Origin of the sequence: Arachidicoccus sp. BS20 (assembly GCF_001659705.1) — a bacterium.
GTDB lineage: Bacteria > Bacteroidota > Bacteroidia > Chitinophagales > Chitinophagaceae > Arachidicoccus.
Genome location: NZ_CP015971.1, coordinates 2,371,856 through 2,390,198 on the forward strand (window position 1 = coordinate 2,371,856; position 18,343 = coordinate 2,390,198).

Sequence of the window (18,343 nt, forward strand, 5' to 3'; positions counted from 1 at the left end):
AGATTTATGTTTAGTTGATTAATCCTTGTTTATTAATTTTTAACTGTTCTTCAATCCAGTCTAATCCTTCTTTTATATAAGAAGGAGTTTTTATCTTTTTGGGATCTTCAAAATATAAGACATCCAAAGCAAATTCTGCTTTTTTGACTTGTTTATCGTTAATGATTGTATATGTCTCTTTTACGAATTCTTTCAAATCATCTTTCTTGGAAGCCTCTACCATCTTTTTCAAAAGACCTGTAGCATCAGTGATAACTTTAAAGCTCTCCTTATTCTCAATAACCAATGCATCTTCAAATGTGTAGGGGTAAACATTAATTTTGTTGCCATTATTGTCAAATTCGATTGCTTTTTGATAGGCTACTCTAATCGGTAAATCTTTCTTTATTTTATCATCCGAGTTTAAGTTCAACAATTCATCTAAAGATTCTTTTTGAGGATGCCATTTCTTTAAAGTATCATTATTTGTTTTATAGCTCTTTCCTAATTCAGGTTGACATTTATTGCCATTATCGCTTGAATCAATATCAGTAATAACCAAGCAGATTAAACCTAATTTTTCAATCAAGGATTTTAATCTGTGTGCATGACTTCCACCAATTTCTAAAATTGTTACGTAGCAACTATCTAACAAGCAATTTTCATTTTTTATAAAATGTGGTACTAGAATCCTTTCGGCAGGACCTTCTACTAAAATCACAGCATCGGCAAAAAACAAATCGTTATGCGTTGTATTCAGGTATCGAATCACAAATTTTTCCGTCTCTTTATCTTTTTCGCCAAAAACTGATTTTAGACTAATCACTTCCGATGTAGGAAGAGCTAAAGAATTATTTCTTTTAAAATATCTTAAACTTTCAAATTTTTGGTGAGCAATGTAGCTTGAATGCGTACTAATGACTAATTGTGTTGTAAAATTTTTATTGTCTTTTAAATTCAAATTATTTCGCAGTACCTCATAAGCCTTTTTAATGAAAACCTGTTGGACTTGTGCGTGTAAATGGGCTTCTGGTTCTTCAATTAAGACTAAATGTAATGGTTCTATAACTTCATCATCAGTTATTGCATTTTTGCCAACCCTCATCCATTCATCTCTAAACCGTATTAATTTGAAGATGATTGATATAAGATTTTGGTATCCTAATCCATTATACTTTTCAGGCAACGTTAAGTCTTTGTCGAGATAGTATTTTACTGCTGAATCGTGTTGGAGACCGTCAGAAGTTGAAACTTTAGTAGATAATTGAATTTGAGGATTTCCAAATCCTGGATAATTCAATCCTTCAAGTTCCGAAAGAGATGTCTTAAAGCTTTCTTTTAGATTCTTATCGAAATCATCTTGAGCATTATTGATTGACTCTAATGCATCTATATCTTTTTCGGTTGGTTCCAATGTTGGATTAAGATGCTTATCATAATAAGCTCTTAATTGTGAAGATAAATTCCTGCTATTATTACTCTCTACAGTTTCAGAATTTGCATCACTGAACCCTCGTTGAGCATTAATAATATCTATTTTTATTAACCCCTTTAAAACATCTCCATCTAACGCTATATTATTATCTAACAATTCTTGTTTTTCATCATACTTATCAGGATCAAGCAGATAAGTTTTGATTGTAAAATGAGCATTAAGCTTACGCTCACAAAAATCCCAAAATGTTTTTGGCCATAGTTTAAAGTCTTTTCTCTTTTCTTGCGATAACTTGTTCGATTTATTGTAAAGAGTGATGAATTCTTTTATTAACTCATCCATATCTTTTGGTTCAAATTGTAGCCTTATGCCAAGCAAGCCCCCTTTCCAATCCAAAGTAGGAATTATATGACTTACATAATGAAGCTCCGAATTCTCAACTTCAATCCATAAATCCAATACTGGTAGATATTGTTCTAATAGTTTTACGGACCTATCCTCTTCCTTTAGCTCATCTGCTTTAATCCAATTTGCACCAACTTCGTTTAAGTTTTTCCAATGGCAAAGTGTAAAATCTTGGGGTTTGAAACTTTTTGTTTTAAGGAAAATCATCAACGCATCCATAGCCGTCGTTTTGCCACTATTATTTGCTCCGACAAAAATTGTCTCTTTTTCGGAAAAATCTATTTTACACGCTTGTAACTTCCTAAAGTTTTGTAGGTATATAGAATTTATTCTCATTTATTTCCTATTTAATCTTCTTGCAGACAATTTTTTCCAAATGCTATCAGCCAACTTTATTTGCTTATCAGTAAAGCTGTAACCCTTTTTTAAAATTTGCTGATTTGTGATTTTCAAGATTTCGTCAATATTTTTTTTCTCCCGCATCATTTTATCAATGGAAGAAAGTAATTCGGCATTTTCTACCTGATATGGCAACAATATTTGTTCTGCTTCACTTGGCATTAACTCCAGAACCCCACCGCCATAACTGCGTCCGACAATTTCAGAAAACGCCAGCGAAAGCGAATTGTAAAAGCTTGCAATGAACGCATTTTTATTCGTTGTTTTCATTACGAATACTCGGTGCATTGTGTCTGTTGTATAAGCGTTGGCATTGTTTAAAATCAAACGGGGGAACAAATTATTTCTACGGATAAACAGCGCATCGGAAAGTTTAATTGACGGAATAACAAACCAATCATCACGAATACCTGTTTTATAACCTTTGTTTATGCCGATAGATTCTCCGTATTGCAAATAATCTTTTACGCCTGCGTGTCCGTTTAATTTTTCTTTTGATGGAAACACTAATAAATTTGCTTTGGCTTCTGTCCGTTGGTTTTGTTGCCAATCTTTTTTAGTGAAAACAACACTGTTTACCTGAACACTTCTTCCAACCATTGGTTTTGCAAAATCTTCTAACTGATAAAACGCCACTGTTGAATAGGGAACAGTAAAATAATTGTTTGCTCCTGTGGTAATTCCAACTTCCACATTGGCGTAATCTCCAATTGTGGGGATTTTTCTTTTCTCTGCAATGTTCTCCAAAAAGTCAATTTCTTCCTGTTCCAGAAAATAGTAAGTCCATTTATTGGATTTAAAATCTATTTTTTTGCTTGGGCTTTTCAGCCTGTTTACGTCTAATGTTTCAAGGTCGGAAGCATCTCTCAACTCTAAATGTTCAATTAAATGCGAACCGCTTCCGTTTCTTTCACAAAGCAATAAAACAACTTCTTGCTGAATGTCGGGAAAAACCAATTTCTCAAATGAAATGATGTTGATTTTATTGTAGAAATGAGCTAAAAATTCACGCAGTTGTTGAGCATACGAGACCTGCAATAATTCCGCAGGAATAACAAAGCCGATTTTCCCTTTTTCTTTTAACAATAAACTTGAGCCCACCACAAACGAAACCCACGCATTGGTTAGTTTGGAATATTTTAATCCTGCACGATTAAAGATTTTATCTGCTTCCTGCTGTTGCTCTTTATCAAAATACTGATAACGGATATAAGGCGGATTACCAACAACTAAATTAAATCGTTCAGTTGTTTCATTGCAATACAAATGAAAATCGGTATTTACTACATTTTTGTTTTTAAGTTTTATTTTGTCTGACTTTTCTGCTTCAACTTCGTCAAATTCAATCGCTGTAACCGATTTGAACTTGTAATTATTCTCTTTGAGTTGTTCCAAAAATACACCGTCCCCGCAACTCGGTTCTAAAATATCATAATCGGAACTTCCGTTTATGCCCCATTTCAAAATAAATGAAGCAATCGGCTCAGGCGTATAAAAACCACCCCGAAGTTTTTCGGCTGTTGCATTTTCAATTAGCTTCATACAATTCTTTTATTAAAGGGATTAATAAATCGTCATCGCCTAAATTGTATAATTTGGCTAACAGTTTTTCTAAGTTTGCTTTCTCTCTTGCAAACTGTGCTTGAAGCGGCGCTAAAGCTCTTTTGTTTCCGGCATTCGCATCTATCAGGTCGTGAATGCTGATTAACTCTTTTTGAATCGAAACAATTTTTTCGTGAAGTGTTTTTTCTTTTGCATTGGCAAAATCAATTTTTCGAATAGGTAAGTTTTTCAAAACTTTTGTACCTCTTGCAATGTAACCGCCTCTGAAAACTTCGCCATACAGAGCACTGAACCATTCCAGATATTTTGAATTAAGAATGGCTTGAATGTAATAAATGGAATATTCCGAGGTTTCCGGAATGGCAACTACACAATATCCTGCTGTTCCACCTGATGAAATTAATGTACCGTGAATATCAATCGCATATTTATCTCCGACAGAAAGAACGCCGACAATAATTTTTTGCGGTAAGCCGCAACTGTCCAAACTTTGGTGCCTGCCGTATCTGTGCCATTCATCTTGTGTCAGCGGAACAGGTTTAATATCTCGCTTTGGATTATTCAAAATTGCTTTATGCTTTTGGAAATAATCATAAGCTAAAGGGAATTTCTTCTGAATAGCTGCAAGGGGAATTAAATCAACTCCTGTTTTTGTTGTTGTGTAAGGATAGATAACTCTTGCGTTTGGCTTGAAAGTTCGGTATGTATATAAATTATCCTCGCCTGAGGACGTTTGAAAATATGGCTTAGTAATTTCTTTCTCAATTTTGTATTCAATCGCTTTTTTGGAGAAAAAATAATATTTTTTATCTTCTTTGATTGGCGTGAAAATGTAAACATCGTTTGCACTTGTTTGAATACCGTTGAAAATATTACCATCGCCAATTAAATCAACCAATTTCACACTTTGTGATACAATTTTATTGTAAGCATTGGTTAATTCAGGTGGAACCAATACCCAAACTTCGTTATCTAATTCTTCTGTTTTTTTAGAAGCAAACTTTACAGCTCCCGTTTCCCGGACTTTCCAACTGTTCAAACTCTTTACTTCCGCATATTTAAAAGTCTTTTGTGGCTGCTTGTTCAGAATCAGTAAACAGGTATAAGTTGTTTTATCCGCAAAAACCTGATTCGCCCCAAACGAAACAATGGAATGCAGATATTCATTTTCTGCAATCAATTCACGCAGTTTTTTACCCGCGCCAACTTTGGTAAACTTGCTTGGAACAATAAAGCCTAAAACTCCGTTATCCGTCAATAAATTTACTCCTTGTTCCAGGAACAAAAAGTACTTATCAAACTGTTTGTAAGCAGATGTGTAATTGGTTTTGTAAAGCGGTAATTCAAGCGGCGTAATATTTTTCATATCCTCCGATTTCATATAAGGCGGATTACCCACAATCACATCAAAACGAAGTTTTGAAAAATCAAACGGATTCACTTCTGTTTGATTTTTCTTTTCAACTTGTTTCGGATTTAATAAACTGTTGCCGAAAAATATGTTTCCTGAAAGGTCGGGTAAAACAGGTTTTGTTTTATTGGTTGAATTGATGTCTTCACTTTCCAGCAACTTCAGCAACAAGCCGAATTTTGTTGCTTCCACTGCATTGTAATCTTTATCAACTCCGTAAATGCAATTCAGTAAAACTTTCCGCTTGATTTCAAATGGAAGTTTATAAGTATTAATATTCGTAGGAATGAGCTTTGAAGTATCATTCTTCAAATAATAATCAATCAAAATATCATTCAGCAATTGAAAAAGCTCCAGTAAAAATGCTCCCGAACCGCAAGCAATGTCAGCAAATTTTAATTGAAAAATTTCCTTGTCCGTTTTATCCCGGCATTTTGGCAAAACCGTGTTTCTTAAAATGTCTTTGATGATAAATGTCGGCGTGGTAACAATATCCCTTTCTATATTTTCCGGTTTCTTTACCAACTCAACTGTTCCGTTTTGAACAGTTAACTTTTCCGAAAGGAAAATTTCGTAAATACTTCCCAAAATATCCGAAGAAAAAACGCTGAAAGAATAAGGACTCTCAGGATAATATAATTGTTTGATAATCGTCCAAAATACCGAACTGATATCTCCAACAATTTTGTCTTTCAATAACTGGTCAAATAATCCCGAATTGTAATGCCTATCAGCTTCCCTGAATTTTTTGATTAATGCTTTAAAATCATTTTCATTAGCAAACTTCAAAAGCGTTTGGTAATCCTCTAAATTCCTATCCTCACATACGCGCAAAAACAATACACGGTTCAGGTAACTTTGAACAACATCGTTCAGTTGTTGTTCACTCATATTCGGTTCGTGTCTGTGAATCTCGGAACCCAACGCAGTCCGCCATTCATTGATTTGTTTTAAGAACAAATCGTCAATGGAATATAGATTGATTTTATTTTCAATCTCTTTCCACTCGCTATCAAAAGCACCTGAATACACGGCTTCTTTGCCTAACAGTTGCCTGATTTCGTCAAACTTATTTTCGTATTCAGTATAGTGATATTTTTTTACGATTGCTTTTTGGAACGTATCATCTTTTTCAACCTTTACCGAAGTATCGTAAATAATTAGGTATTCAAAATTAGAAAGAACAGAAATTTTTAGTTTAGCGGTAAATCCATAACGCCTCACTTGCTTTGCTGTTTCGTTGTCCGCTTCAATCTTTACAAATGGTTTCTTAGCTTCCAAAAAGAATTTCCTTTCCGAAAAAAGCCGGAAAGTATAATCAGGTTTCTTGGAGTTTTCGGAAGCGTTGGCTTTTAATGGTTCTTCCAGAATCACTTCGCGCTCGTTGGTCGGCTTTCCCGCATTGTTTTTAATATCCCAACCCAACAACTCAAAAAACGGATCTAAGAAATCACTGCGAAGCAATGTTTCGTTATACTTATTGGTCAGATAATAATCTCTGTCAGAACGATATTTTTCTATAAGCTGTTTTATCGTCATTTGCTTTTCTTCGCTTTTAGGTATTTTACTTTTTTCTCGGCTACTTTCAACGCCTTTTCTCCTAAATCCTCGTCTTGGATTTCATACATTATTTTGTCGCTAAGAAAAAGCACTAATAATTCATCCGGATTGTATTCATATATGTCGGCAAGTTTGAGAACGATGTCTTTGGATAGTTTACGTTCTCCGCGCTCCATTTTGCTCAAAATAGCTACGTCGATGTCAAGCAATGCAGCCACTTTGCGCAAGGGAAGTGTTTTTGCTTCCCGCAGCCCTCTTAATTTTTCGCCTATTGTTTCTATTGACATACTTTCTATTGACAATTAGTGTCAAAAATAGGGAATGATTTCCTTTTGCCAAAAATTTTAGCTAAAAAATGGAATTAAATTCTTTTACGCCATATAACCTGCTTGTCAAAATTATTTGTGAAATATATTTTGTATTTAGCTTTTGACGCACATACAACTTATTCTTCCCTCAACAGTTTCAATTTTCTGTTGATTTCCATTAAAGTATTTTCTCGAAGTTTATCGTACCAAATTTCGGGTAAATTCTTTGCGGAGTTCGGCTTTTCCAATCCGAATTCCCCCGCTATCATTCCTAATTGTAATCCAAATTCTCTAATAATTATTGTCGGAAAATCAAGATAAATATGAGACATTATGGCGATTGAATCTTTCTGAGTATGATTAGATTCTGGAAACAAAACGTTGAGGCATTGTGGAGCAAGAATCAACATGTCAAGTATTGATTGCGCAATAATGTTAGAATTTTTACTTTTTGAATACGCTGAAATAGCATCGCTAAAACTTTTTGCAAAAATCAAATCTAATATCTCCCAGAATTCTGTAGAAATAGTATATAACTCAGAAATAATATGATCTAAATATCTATGAATTGGATAGTTTTTCCGAAACTCTAAATATCTGTCATAATGGAGCAAAAAATTTATGCTGCTTTTAAGTTTTATGTTACATAGTTCAAAAGAATCAAAATTAATATCTCTGAAAATCGGCGTATATTTTTTAATTAAATAAAATATTTCTTTTTCATCATCTATTTTTTTCATTAACAAAATGGCATAGAGGCTCTTAAAGTCATTTTCTAATTCAAGTCTATATTCAAAAAATCGTATTGCATCCTTTGTTAGCCATTGATTATCTGACCAATTTTCAATCAGTAAATTTGACTTGAAGTTCAAATAAGCTAAATCATCAGGATAATACTCCAATGCTTTATCAGTCCACGCTAATGATTCTTTTATATTCCCTAATTTCTCATAAGCGTAAGCAATACTGAAATATCCATAACGGTATTCAAGTAACATATTTTCATCTTCATTGACTGCTTGTAACATCAAATTTAATCCTTCTTCGTTTTTATTATAAATACGAGATAGAGTAACCCCTTTACTAAAAAGAGCTTGTGGTAATTTGGGATTTATTTTAAGAGCATTATCATAACAACTTAATTCCTTTTCGTGTTCTCTAATGTCATAATATACTTGTCCAAGATTTTTCCATGCCTCTGCAAAATTCGGATTAAGTTTTAAGCATATTTCAAAATGTGTAATTGCTTCTTGATGATGAGCCAGTCGACTGAGTGTATTTGCATAATTATAATGATAGACAAATTGTTTATTATCTTGTTTCAGAAAATCTTTAAATAAATTCTTGGCTTCAATAATTTTTCCTTTTGAACCATTTTGTATTCCATCTTCCGCTAAGATACAGGCTTTTGTGAGCTTTTGATTATCATTTCCGGAAAGCGCAATCGCTTTGTTGATGTTATTAATAGCTTCTTTATAATTAAATGTACTGTATTCACTTTGAGCCAATGCTTCCAATAGTGTGACATTATTTGGCGTTTCTTTTAGTAGATTTTTAAAATAGAATATAGCTTTTTCAAAATCTCCCGAAAAATAAAATTTCCAAGCGAAGACTTGCGAATTTGATATTTCATTGAATTCAAGAGTTTTAATTCCATCCACTAACATTTTCATACTAAAAATATCTTTAACGTACTCAAATATGGAATTCCAATTTATTTCACTTAGTCTGTTTGTCTTTGGTATTTTTACCGCATAGGTTTTTTGCGTTGATGTTAAATCAATATTTAAATCATTGTACCAGCACCAATAAGCCGCCTTTTCCTTTTGGATATAAGCAACCAACATAACCGGCTCCAGTTTAGTGTTGAATAATTCTAAAGTTGAATGTTTTAATTTTATAGTTGCTGCCTCAGAATTACGTTCTTCGATTTTGCTTTTTATCTGTACACAGAAGCTGAGTCCTGTAACATGCTCATTTGAAACAATATTTACTATATAATCAATTCCGTAGTCATGGTCCGGTTTATCAATAAACCACTCATGTGGAATTTGATTATTAAAGAATTTATTTGATTCAGTTTCTAAAACGTGATTATTATGTCTTTTGGGTCTGTCCAAATTCTTAAAACAATTTTGTTGTACTATTTTGCAAAAAGCACTATTATATCATACGCATCAAAGATTACCGTTTTGCATTCAGCTATAGACACATACTATATAATTAGTTCTAAAATATTAAAGCTGTAGAGACCAGAGTTTTTCCAATCATCTATTTATAAAATGTATGTAATCCTTTAAAAAGTCCAGAATGTAAAACAGATTTTAATCGAGGTTCATAGTTGGAGCGCTCGTTCCTAATTATAGAAAAAAATTCTGTTCTTTGGTCTGAAAAATTAATATTCTGAATAATGCCTAAAGAATATAAGTATCTTAATAAAGCTTGCGGACTTTTATTTATGTTCTTATTCCGAGCATCTAAAAACTTGCTTTGAAATTCTTGATTTGAAAAAGTCCTAGTGCCCAAAGACCTTAAAAAAGCAAAAAGTGTGTCAGTTGCTGAAATTACAGGTGATATTTCATTTTTTAATTCGTCAATCAACCACATGGAGTATTCCTTTTCAGCAGATTTTATAGTTGTATAATCCAACTTATTTGAGTCTTGTGCTTCTTTCTTAATTTTTATACAAAATTGTACAATATCTCTAGGTCTATGGAATGTCCTGTGAACTACGTATCTGAAAGGGTCTATTTGATTGTGATTCTCGTACAATTTTATGAAATTTCGATTAAAAATATAATTGAATGAACCTTTACCCTGAAGTTCTTTAATACTACTTTCTATACGAATATTGATAAGTTGTAATAAAGGGGGATTATACCAATCCTGTTTATTGATAATTGCCCAATTTAAATTATGAGTATGAAAATCAAACTTTGCACTATCTGGGTCATGGCTACTGAATTGGTTAAATATATCTGACCTAAGATATGCAACAACTTTTGTTTTTTTATTTATTCCTAATAACTGGGAATTTAATGAATAAACAACTTTAAATAAACTAATTAATGATTCAAAATATTTGTGATTATCAACATATTGCGTGTAATTATCATCTAGCTGATCAAACTGAATTATATAAGTTCTTTGATTTACTCCAACGATTTCGAAAATTAATTGTTCTAATCGCTCATTAATTTCTGATATATTATTCAAACCATCATCATATGTTTTCGCTATTTGCAGTTCAGATTTTGGACCAATTCCTTGAAATTGCAATCCAAATTCAGTTTTTCTTGTATGTTGAGTGATTTGAGTGTGAAGATCTCTTAAGTTTCGTCCGTACTTATGGTCAACAAAATCCTTCAATTCTTTAAATCCGTTCGTTATTTTGCTATTTTGGTCTATAACAATTTGTTTTGCAAATTCACTCAAAATTATATTCTTCCAGATACTTTGATACTGGTTTGGTCTTGAAAAATCATCATCTGAGAGTCTTAACAATTTTTCGAAGGGAAATGATTTGAAAGACAGATTGCTTACTATGATACCCTTTTCTCTTTGTCTATTACTAATCCAATTGTAAATGGCTGATTTTCCTGTTCCTTTTCGACCAATAACATAATAAGTAGCTTTCTCAATTATATCTTCCCAATACTTTTGATCTAGAAAATAATTTTCCAAATTATGATCATATAGCCCATCAGGATTACCAAAATCTGTATGAAGGAGTGCAGTTATTGCATTCATTTTATTATTCGTTATTCTTTACAATTATTAATTTTTGAATCGGAGAACTTCTTCATTAGGCTTATCTCATCTTAAATCGCCAGCAAACTAGTAGTCAAACCGAAAATACATTTTATGTCTAAAATATAATTATAGCCACTTTACCGACATTCCGCAATCATTTCTCTCACAAACCCTTGCTTTACTTTTTCAAAACTATAAATATTTTTTCATATACGAAAAAGCCATTCTTTTGATTGACCTTAGTCCTTTATTCATTTGCCTTTTTCTTTTTTGTATTTCTGTTCACTCTTTCAACTATTTTTGACATCACATTTTTTTCATTCTGAATCACTTCAATTACCAGAGAAGGGTCAATATCAATAATCCACGCAAAACGTAAAATTTCAAAAGTTGAAAATGTTTCAGGATTAGCAAGTTTGGTTGCATATCTACCTTTATTAATTCCTAAGGCATCGGAAACTTTACTTGAATGTATTTCATTTATATCAAACATCTTTTCTATAGCGTGTGCTTCAAACAATTTCTTTAATGTTCTAAAGGCAGAAGACTGATGTTTAAATTTTGTTTTCCATTCCCCCATTTCGTAACTATTTCTAATAAAATTCATTAATAGAAATAAATAATCATTAAAAAAGTTACATATTGTAATATTTGATTACTATTTGTAAAAAATAATTATTATCTTTGTTTTGAATTGAAATAAGTAATACCCACTTGGGTATTATAAATAAGGAGTCTTTCTCGTCCAAAAACCGCTAATTTTTACCCACGAGAAGGCTGGTGAATTGCCCATTCTATTATGGCTTTATTTATCTTTGTTGATATTATAAACGCAAAGGAGTGGGCTTCACTTAAGTCTTTGGGGGGTACTTTCAATCTACCGATTGAAAGAAGGTTCTTAGCGGTTCCTTGGTCAAAGCAGTGAAGCTCACTCTTTTGTTATAATGAAGTTGCACTGCTTTTTGAGAGACTCATCCAAAACATTGGATGTATTCTTCTTCGATATATAAACAACATATTCTAATTGCACAAATGCACGTACAGCGTTCGCTGTTTCATGCCTGCGAATGCTTGTCAATGTATATCTCCATCTCAATTCTTTTCGCCTGTAAGCCAAAATCTCCTATTTAGCGTATGGCGGGTGGCGCAGGCAGGCGGCTTCTCCTCATGTACTTTCAACGCATTGCCTGCAAAGCCCGCCGACTCTGAATTTCAACAAAATCAATCATCTTTTTATTATGAATAAAAATGAAAAAGCTTTTAGGCTTAATGGCAATGCTGTGCTTCGCATTCAACGGATATGGGCAAAGGCAAAAAACAGCGATTAAATCATTTTTCATTAGCGAAAAAGTACCCGATTTACCATTAAGTAACATCATTAATTACAAGGATACGGCTGCAACATTATCATCGTTCAGCGGTAAATTAATCATATTGGATTTTTGGGATTTGCACTGCGGCTCCTGTATTCATATGTTTCCTCTTGAAGATTCCATACAACGGCAGTTTAAGAATGACGTACAGTTTATACTCATTGCACCGGACGACAAAACTAAAGTAGAAGCATTCCTGAAACGCTGGGATAGTGCACATTCCCACGTTTTATCCATTCCAATTGTAACCGGGGACAAGCTGCTCTCGCAACTTTTTCGGCATTGGTATATACCACACTACGTGTGGATTGCGCCAACAGGCAAAATACTGGCACAAACCTCTTTATCCATAATTAATAAAAACAGTATTGCCGCCGCTATACAATGGATAAGGGCGGACATGGCAACGCTCCGGTCTTATCATTATCCACCAAACCAATTGACATTTCAACAGCCTTCTGCTGAATTGATGCAGTTATTTAATAATTATAAAAATTCAAAAACTTCCACTATTAACGAATGAAAAAATTATCATTAATAATTTATATGCTTGGTTCATGCTTAATGCACGCATGGGCACAGCGGGCGGTTATCATCAAAGGAACTGTTACGAATGAAAACGGACGTCCATTACCGGCAACGACCATCAGGGCTAAATACAGCCAGACTGCGGTATTAAGTACTGCCGGCGGTTTTTCCATTACTGTTAATCACTACCCGGATTCACTATTTATATCCCATGTCGGTTATAAAACAATTAGCATCAGATTGCAAAGCGATACCGCTTTCCTGAATATCATAATGCACCCGGTTGATAACGCATTAAAAGATGTGGTCGTCAATACCGGTTACCAGCAAGTTCCGAAAGAACGGGCAACCGGTTCATTTGACTTCATAGACAATAAAACACTGAATGAGCAATCAGGCACCAATATTTTACAAAGATTAAAAGGTGTTGCCAATGGCGTCATGTTCAATCCTAACATCGGCAATACGGATGGTTTAAATATCAGGGGATTAAGTACTATTAATGCATCCCAGTCTGTTCTTATTGTTGTGGACAATTTCATCTATGAAGGGAATATTGCCAATATCAACCCTAATGACATTGAAAGTATTACCGTGCTTAAAGATGCAGCAGCCACCAGCATTTGGGGTGCACGCGCCGGTAACGGAGTTATTGTAATTACTACGAAAAAAGGGCATTTCGGGCAGGCGTTAAAAATAGATGCAACTGCAAATACCATTATAGCGGGAAAACCGGATTTGTATTCCGTTCCTGCAATTTCATCATCCGATTATATTGACGTAGAACAATTTCTTTATCAAAAAGGATTTTATAGCAACGATATTTTTTACTCCAATTATTATCATGAGGCTTTGACGCCTGCCGTAGAAATATTTCTTAATCGGACAAACGGGCTTATTTCTGCCGAAGATTCGGCTAAACAAATTAATGCACTTAAAGCTATAGACAGCCGTCAACAGTACGATAAGTATTTCAACCATGCAGCAATAACCCAACAATATTCGGTAAACCTGCGCGGAGGAAGGCAAGATATTGCTTATAATTTCGGGGCTGATTATGATAAAACGAGAGATGCTTCAGCCGCACCATCGCACAAAATAAATATACACTTCGGAAACACATACCGACCGGTAAAGAATTTACAATTAAACGTGAGCGTTTATTTTACGGACAGCCGGGCTAAAAGCGGGCAACCATCTTACAGCAATCCCATAACCATCAATGGAAGGCGCGTACCTTATCTTGCTTTTGCCGATGCAAACGGGAAGCCTTTGCCGGTAAATACCGGATTGCTCGGAAGCTATACCGACACCGCCGGTAACGGGAAGCTGTTGAATTGGAAATATTATCCGTTAGAAGATTATAAGCATCAATACAGTACTACACACATACAGGAATTTATTGCAAATGCAGGAATAAGTTACAAGATAATAAAAGACCTGAGCATAGATGTTAAATACCAATACCAAAAGCAACAAACCACACAAGCTAATATGGCTGATACTGCAAGTTATTACACGCGCAACCTCATTAACACATACAGCCAAATAGACCCTGAAACCGGCGTCGTAAATTATATTGTCCCGGTCGGAGGTATATTATCAACGACGAACGGTTATGTTGAATCGTATAATTTCAGAACACAGGTAAGTTACAATCATAATTGGGGAGAAAATAATGTTACCGCAATTGCAGGCTGGGAAACCAGGCAGGTAGATGCACACAGCGATGGTAACACATTATATGGTTATACCGAAAACCCTCTTTCATATACCTCCATTGACCCGGTTAACTTTTATCCGCTATATACCGGTGGAACAGGAAATATTGGTTCCGGTTCTGTCTTAACGCACACCTTAAACCGCTTTGTATCAATATATGCAAATGCAGCATACACATGGAAAGGAAAATATGTTATATCTGGAAGCCTGAGAAAGGACGCATCTAATATTTTCGGTGTGTCCGCCAACGATAAATGGAAACCGCTATGGTCGGCAGGTGCAGCATGGAACATTTCTAAAGAATCTTTCTATCGCTCAAAATTGTTGCCCTATTTAAAAGTAAGGCTTACTTACGGGTATAGTGGCAATGTTGATCTGAGTCGTTCAGCAGTACCAATCGAACTGATTTCTACGCCTGATTATTATTCGTCTTATTATACCAGTGGAAGAATACTTACATTAAACAATCCTTCTCTGAGTTGGGAAAAGATAAATATGCTGAATATCGGATTAGATTTTAGTTCGCTAAAAAATATAGTCTCGGGTTCGGTAGAGTATTACCACAAAAAAGGGACAAACCTTTATGGACCCTCTTTCTATGATTATACGACTTATGGTTTAAGACATAGCTGAAACCCTTACCGGATAAGCGTTACAGAAAAATGGGCAACCTTTTCCAAAGGGCTTTAGAACGTATCAAATCGATTAACATTTTAAAGTAAAAAAGTATGAACCTAAATCAAACATTTTCCATCCTCGTTTGGCAGTACAAAATGAGAAGCCAAAATGGTAAAGCTCCGTTATTTGTAAGAATTACAGTTAATGGAAAAAGAGCGCAAATTGCTGTTGGAAGAAATGCGCCCGTCGCGCTTTGGGACAAGAATGCACAGAAAGTAAAAGGTAACAGCGTTGAAGCAATGGATATCAATAAGCATTTAGATTCGCTGAAATCCTCGTTGCACAGGCATCACAGCCGATTGGTAACAATGGGTAAAATTGTAACGGCACAAATGCTGAAGAATGAATTTTACGGATTGAGCGAGGAACGAAAAACTTTGGAAAACGCTATCGATGCTTTTGAAAAACTCTATGAAGAGAAGGTCGAGAACGGTATGGTTTCAAATGTTACCCTGAAAATATATAAAAATACCTGTTCTAAAATGAGGGATTTTATTCTCAAGAAATACAAAGCTAACGGTCTTTTCCTGAATGAAATAACGCCTTTCTTCATGGACGAGTTTGAACACTTTTTGCGTATCGATTGTAAGTTATCCAATAACTCTTCGATGAAAAGAATAGCGCTGGCAAAGTCCATTTTTATCATGGCACACAGGCGCGGCTGGATGAAAGCCAATCTCGCATCGGAATACAAATGCAGATATGAAGACAAAGAGCCGACGAGGTTGGAAATGGAAGAATTACAAGTTCTTTGTAAGAAAGAAATTGCAAACCGAAGACTATCCGAAACAAGGGATTGTTATGTGTTCATGTGCTTTACGGGCTACGCTTATATTGACGTGAGCGGACTTACACATTCCAATATTTTTATCGGACCTGACGGCAATAAATGGGTAACAAAGCATAGGCAGAAAACGGATAATGCAGAATGTGTTCCGTTGTTTCCGATTCCATTGCAGATTATTGAACGATACAAAAATCATCCTAAATGCAAGGATAGCGGAAAGCTTTTGCCTATCAACAGCAATCAGAAATTCAACGCGTATCTTAAAGAGCTTTCTTCTATTTGCAGCATCAATAAAGAGCTGACAACACATACGGCAAGACATACATTCGCTACAACCGTTACTTTGGAAAACGGTGTGCCGATTGAAACGGTCAGCAAAATGCTGGGGCATCACGCTTTAAAATCAACACAACGTTATGCGCGTGTAACGCGCAAGAAGATTAGCGAGAATATGGCGGAACTGAAAGAGCGGTTATTCAAAGATAAATTCAGGTACACGGCTGACAACGAAATACTATAATCTGCAGAATAAAAAACATTAATTTTTTCAGTATTCAAACAGGATTTCCCTGTCGGGGAAAATGCTCCGTAAAAATGCTTTTCACTTCCCGTATATTGCAATATGCACAACGGAACGTGCTGAACGCAATCACAATACGATTTCCTTTGAATTTATAATATGGCATTTTTCATCAAGGGTCTTCTTAATGATTTTTCTTTATTTGGCAATTTCGGTTAATTTGTTACGGAGTAATTTGAATTGGTTATCCATATTTCCCTCAACATTTTAGCGTCCGCAAATTAAAAAACTTCTTAATTGACTTTTTCTGATAATTTTCATCAACTTTGGTATTCCTTTTGCCAGTTGAAATAAAATAAATTATTTAACCTTCAATCCGAAATTTATGAAAGGTATCCTCTACATCATTGCAGTCTTATTGGTTATCGGCTGGATCTTCGGCTTTGTCGTATATCATGTATCCGGATTTTTAATCCATGTGCTTCTAATTGTAGCCGTTATAGTCCTGCTTATTAATTTGCTCGGGGGCAAAAAATCCGATTAGCTTTGTTAAGGTAATAGTCGTTCTTGCAAGGAACATAGTACCTTTGACGAAAATCTTCAGGAACTTGGTCACAGCCTTTCATCAATCATTCTTTGTAACTGTTCTTTAAATGTTTCATCCATGATAACGGCGTTGCCGGCAGTAAATACTTCTTGGAATATTTGCTGTAAAATCCTCGTCTGCTTTTTATACAACCTGCAAAAAGGACAAGTAAGAAGATGCGTGTATAAGGCTATCATATCCATCATACCAAGGCGACCGTTTTGTTGCTTTTCTATACGCAGGGTCGTATGCCTGCAATCGTATTTTACTTTTTTATACCAGCTCATAAATTAAACCACGTTTTTTGTAAGCAATCCCGTAGGTTCAGTTTTGCCCTGTGAAGAATGACCCAATAATTTGATGCCGTTATTTGCAGCCTCTTACATATTGCGGATGTCTTTTCATCATCCAGATATTTTAGAGCAAAAACAACGCTCCAAAGCGAAGGCATCTTTTTGAAGCATCTTTTTAAAATATTATCCAATTCCTTGTTGTGAAGCGCGGCGTCTGCTTCCAGACCGAAAGCTTTTGGTTGGTAGGCTTCTTTCCAGAAGCCGTTCTCTTCAAAAAAATCTTCACTTTCGTTTCCGGTTTGCAATGGCTTTATCCTCGACTTTCTGCGGTATTCGTCAGTAAGCTTATTACGGAGAATGGAGGTAAGCCAGGTTCGTACCGAACTTTTTTGTTTGAAAGCAGGTAGCGATTCCAGCGCCGCGAGAAAAGTTTCCTGTACCAGTTCGCGGGCTGTTTCTTCATCGCTTATATGCGAAACGGCATAGCGATACAGATAGTCCGCATACTCCTTTACCCAATCCTTTGCTTTTACTTCTTCCGGTGAAGCCATATCAATTTATATTAGTAGATGATTCAAATATAAGCCTTGCAAACTTTTTCTGAAATTCTTGTAAGGAATTGCTTCTTTTTTATACTAACGAGTATCATTCATTTTATAAAACTTAAAAAATTATGACAACACAAGAAGTAGCCACCCGTTTAGTAAGCCTTTTGCGCGAAGGCAAATTTGAAGAAGCACAGGTTGAACTGTATGCCGACAATGCCACTGCTTTAGAATCTCCGGGCGGCGCATTCACAAATGCTAACTCCAAACAGGAAGTCATCGAAGGCGGAAGAAAATTCCGTTCTACCTTACAGGAAGTGCATAGTTTGGAAGTATCCGAACCCATCGTAAGCGGACCCGTATTTGCCATTACGTTTGCGTTGGATGCTACTTACAACAGTGGCAGCCGCGTATTGTTTCAGGAAATTGCGGCTTTTAAAGTTCAGGACGGAAAAATCGTCAGCAGCAGCTACCTTTATTGAGAAAGAACTTGCAGCA

Annotated in this window: 14 protein-coding genes; 5 read left to right on the forward strand and 9 right to left on the reverse strand. The window is 35.0% G+C overall.

Features of this window, described 5'->3' with window-relative positions:
• Nucleotides 1-10: 10 nt before the first annotated feature.
• The 7 genes from A9P82_RS10530 to A9P82_RS10560 form a co-directional block, all read right to left on the reverse strand.
• Complete coding sequence (locus A9P82_RS10530; protein ID WP_066207630.1) at nt 11-2,155, reverse strand: ATP-dependent endonuclease; 2,145 nt, start codon at nt 2,153-2,155, stop codon at nt 11-13.
• The gene (locus A9P82_RS10535; RefSeq protein WP_066207632.1) at nt 2,156-3,760 is read right to left on the reverse strand and encodes an Eco57I restriction-modification methylase domain-containing protein; all 1,605 of its coding nucleotides are present in this window, start codon (nt 3,758-3,760) and stop codon (nt 2,156-2,158) included.
• Complete coding sequence (locus A9P82_RS10540) at nt 3,747-6,731, reverse strand: Eco57I restriction-modification methylase domain-containing protein (protein WP_066207634.1); 2,985 nt, start codon at nt 6,729-6,731, stop codon at nt 3,747-3,749. The genes A9P82_RS10535 and A9P82_RS10540 overlap by 14 nt, the downstream gene beginning before the upstream one ends.
• Complete coding sequence (locus A9P82_RS10545; protein WP_066207635.1) at nt 6,728-7,039, reverse strand: helix-turn-helix domain-containing protein; 312 nt, start codon at nt 7,037-7,039, stop codon at nt 6,728-6,730. Before A9P82_RS10545 ends, A9P82_RS10540 begins: the two co-directional genes overlap by 4 nt.
• 158 nt (nt 7,040-7,197) lie before the next feature.
• Nucleotides 7,198-9,180, reverse strand: coding sequence for a DUF4365 domain-containing protein (locus A9P82_RS10550; protein ID WP_066207637.1), 1,983 nt, complete (start codon nt 9,178-9,180; stop codon nt 7,198-7,200).
• Nucleotides 9,181-9,331: 151 nt separating this feature from the next.
• Nucleotides 9,332-10,810, reverse strand: a complete 1,479-nt coding sequence (locus A9P82_RS10555) for a P-loop ATPase, Sll1717 family (protein WP_066207638.1) — start codon at nt 10,808-10,810, stop codon at nt 9,332-9,334.
• A gap of 250 nt (nt 10,811-11,060) precedes the next feature.
• The gene (locus A9P82_RS10560; protein ID WP_156522663.1) at nt 11,061-11,393 is read right to left on the reverse strand and encodes a hypothetical protein; all 333 of its coding nucleotides are present in this window, start codon (nt 11,391-11,393) and stop codon (nt 11,061-11,063) included.
• Nucleotides 11,394-12,061: 668 nt separating this feature from the next.
• On the opposite strand from A9P82_RS10560, the gene A9P82_RS10565 reads away from it, so the two are divergent.
• From A9P82_RS10565 to A9P82_RS15455, 4 genes are all read left to right on the forward strand, one after another.
• Entirely contained in the window at nt 12,062-12,709 is a 648-nt protein-coding gene (locus A9P82_RS10565; protein WP_066207640.1) for a TlpA family protein disulfide reductase, read from the forward strand.
• Nucleotides 12,706-15,069, forward strand: a complete 2,364-nt coding sequence (locus A9P82_RS10570) for a SusC/RagA family TonB-linked outer membrane protein (RefSeq protein WP_082915321.1) — start codon at nt 12,706-12,708, stop codon at nt 15,067-15,069. Before A9P82_RS10565 ends, A9P82_RS10570 begins: the two co-directional genes overlap by 4 nt.
• 95 nt (nt 15,070-15,164) lie before the next feature.
• Entirely contained in the window at nt 15,165-16,421 is a 1,257-nt protein-coding gene (locus A9P82_RS10575) for a site-specific integrase (protein WP_066207645.1), read from the forward strand.
• 385 nt (nt 16,422-16,806) lie between these two features.
• Entirely contained in the window at nt 16,807-16,965 is a 159-nt protein-coding gene (locus A9P82_RS15455; RefSeq protein WP_156522664.1) for a lmo0937 family membrane protein, read from the forward strand.
• Nucleotides 16,966-17,033: 68 nt separating this feature from the next.
• Here A9P82_RS15455 and A9P82_RS10580 read toward each other — a convergent pair whose 3' ends face one another.
• Together A9P82_RS10580 and A9P82_RS10585 are read right to left on the reverse strand one after the other, a co-directional pair.
• Nucleotides 17,034-17,294 (reverse strand): hypothetical protein, encoded by a 261-nt coding sequence (locus tag A9P82_RS10580; protein WP_066207646.1) that lies wholly within the window; start codon nt 17,292-17,294, stop codon nt 17,034-17,036.
• Nucleotides 17,291-17,851: a sigma-70 family RNA polymerase sigma factor gene (locus tag A9P82_RS10585; protein ID WP_066207647.1), complete on the reverse strand. Its 561-nt coding sequence runs from the start codon at nt 17,849-17,851 to the stop codon at nt 17,291-17,293. Before A9P82_RS10585 ends, A9P82_RS10580 begins: the two co-directional genes overlap by 4 nt.
• Nucleotides 17,852-17,973: 122 nt before the next feature.
• On the opposite strand from A9P82_RS10585, the gene A9P82_RS10590 reads away from it, so the two are divergent.
• Entirely contained in the window at nt 17,974-18,327 is a 354-nt protein-coding gene (locus A9P82_RS10590; RefSeq protein ID WP_066207650.1) for a nuclear transport factor 2 family protein, read from the forward strand.
• Nucleotides 18,328-18,343: the final 16 nt, after the last annotated feature.

Bases quoted from the DNA above. Each gene is read 5' to 3' on its own strand.
- A9P82_RS10565 (WP_066207640.1), top strand. From the start codon at position 12,062: ATGAAAAAGCTTTTAGGCTTAATGGCAATGCTGTGCTTCGCATTCAAC.
- A9P82_RS10535 (WP_066207632.1), bottom strand. From the start codon at position 3,760: ATGAAGCTAATTGAAAATGCAACAGCCGAAAAACTTCGGGGTGGTTTT.
- A9P82_RS10560 (WP_156522663.1), bottom strand. From the start codon at position 11,393: ATGGGGGAATGGAAAACAAAATTTAAACATCAGTCTTCTGCCTTTAGA.
- A9P82_RS15455 (WP_156522664.1), top strand. From the start codon at position 16,807: ATGAAAGGTATCCTCTACATCATTGCAGTCTTATTGGTTATCGGCTGG.
- A9P82_RS10590 (WP_066207650.1), top strand. From the start codon at position 17,974: ATGACAACACAAGAAGTAGCCACCCGTTTAGTAAGCCTTTTGCGCGAA.
- A9P82_RS10570 (WP_082915321.1), top strand. From the start codon at position 12,706: ATGAAAAAATTATCATTAATAATTTATATGCTTGGTTCATGCTTAATG.
- A9P82_RS10555 (WP_066207638.1), bottom strand. From the start codon at position 10,810: ATGAATGCAATAACTGCACTCCTTCATACAGATTTTGGTAATCCTGAT.
- A9P82_RS10585 (WP_066207647.1), bottom strand. From the start codon at position 17,851: ATGGCTTCACCGGAAGAAGTAAAAGCAAAGGATTGGGTAAAGGAGTAT.
- A9P82_RS10530 (WP_066207630.1), bottom strand. From the start codon at position 2,155: ATGAGAATAAATTCTATATACCTACAAAACTTTAGGAAGTTACAAGCG.
- A9P82_RS10545 (WP_066207635.1), bottom strand. From the start codon at position 7,039: ATGTCAATAGAAACAATAGGCGAAAAATTAAGAGGGCTGCGGGAAGCA.
- A9P82_RS10580 (WP_066207646.1), bottom strand. From the start codon at position 17,294: ATGAGCTGGTATAAAAAAGTAAAATACGATTGCAGGCATACGACCCTG.
- A9P82_RS10575 (WP_066207645.1), top strand. From the start codon at position 15,165: ATGAACCTAAATCAAACATTTTCCATCCTCGTTTGGCAGTACAAAATG.
- A9P82_RS10540 (WP_066207634.1), bottom strand. From the start codon at position 6,731: ATGACGATAAAACAGCTTATAGAAAAATATCGTTCTGACAGAGATTAT.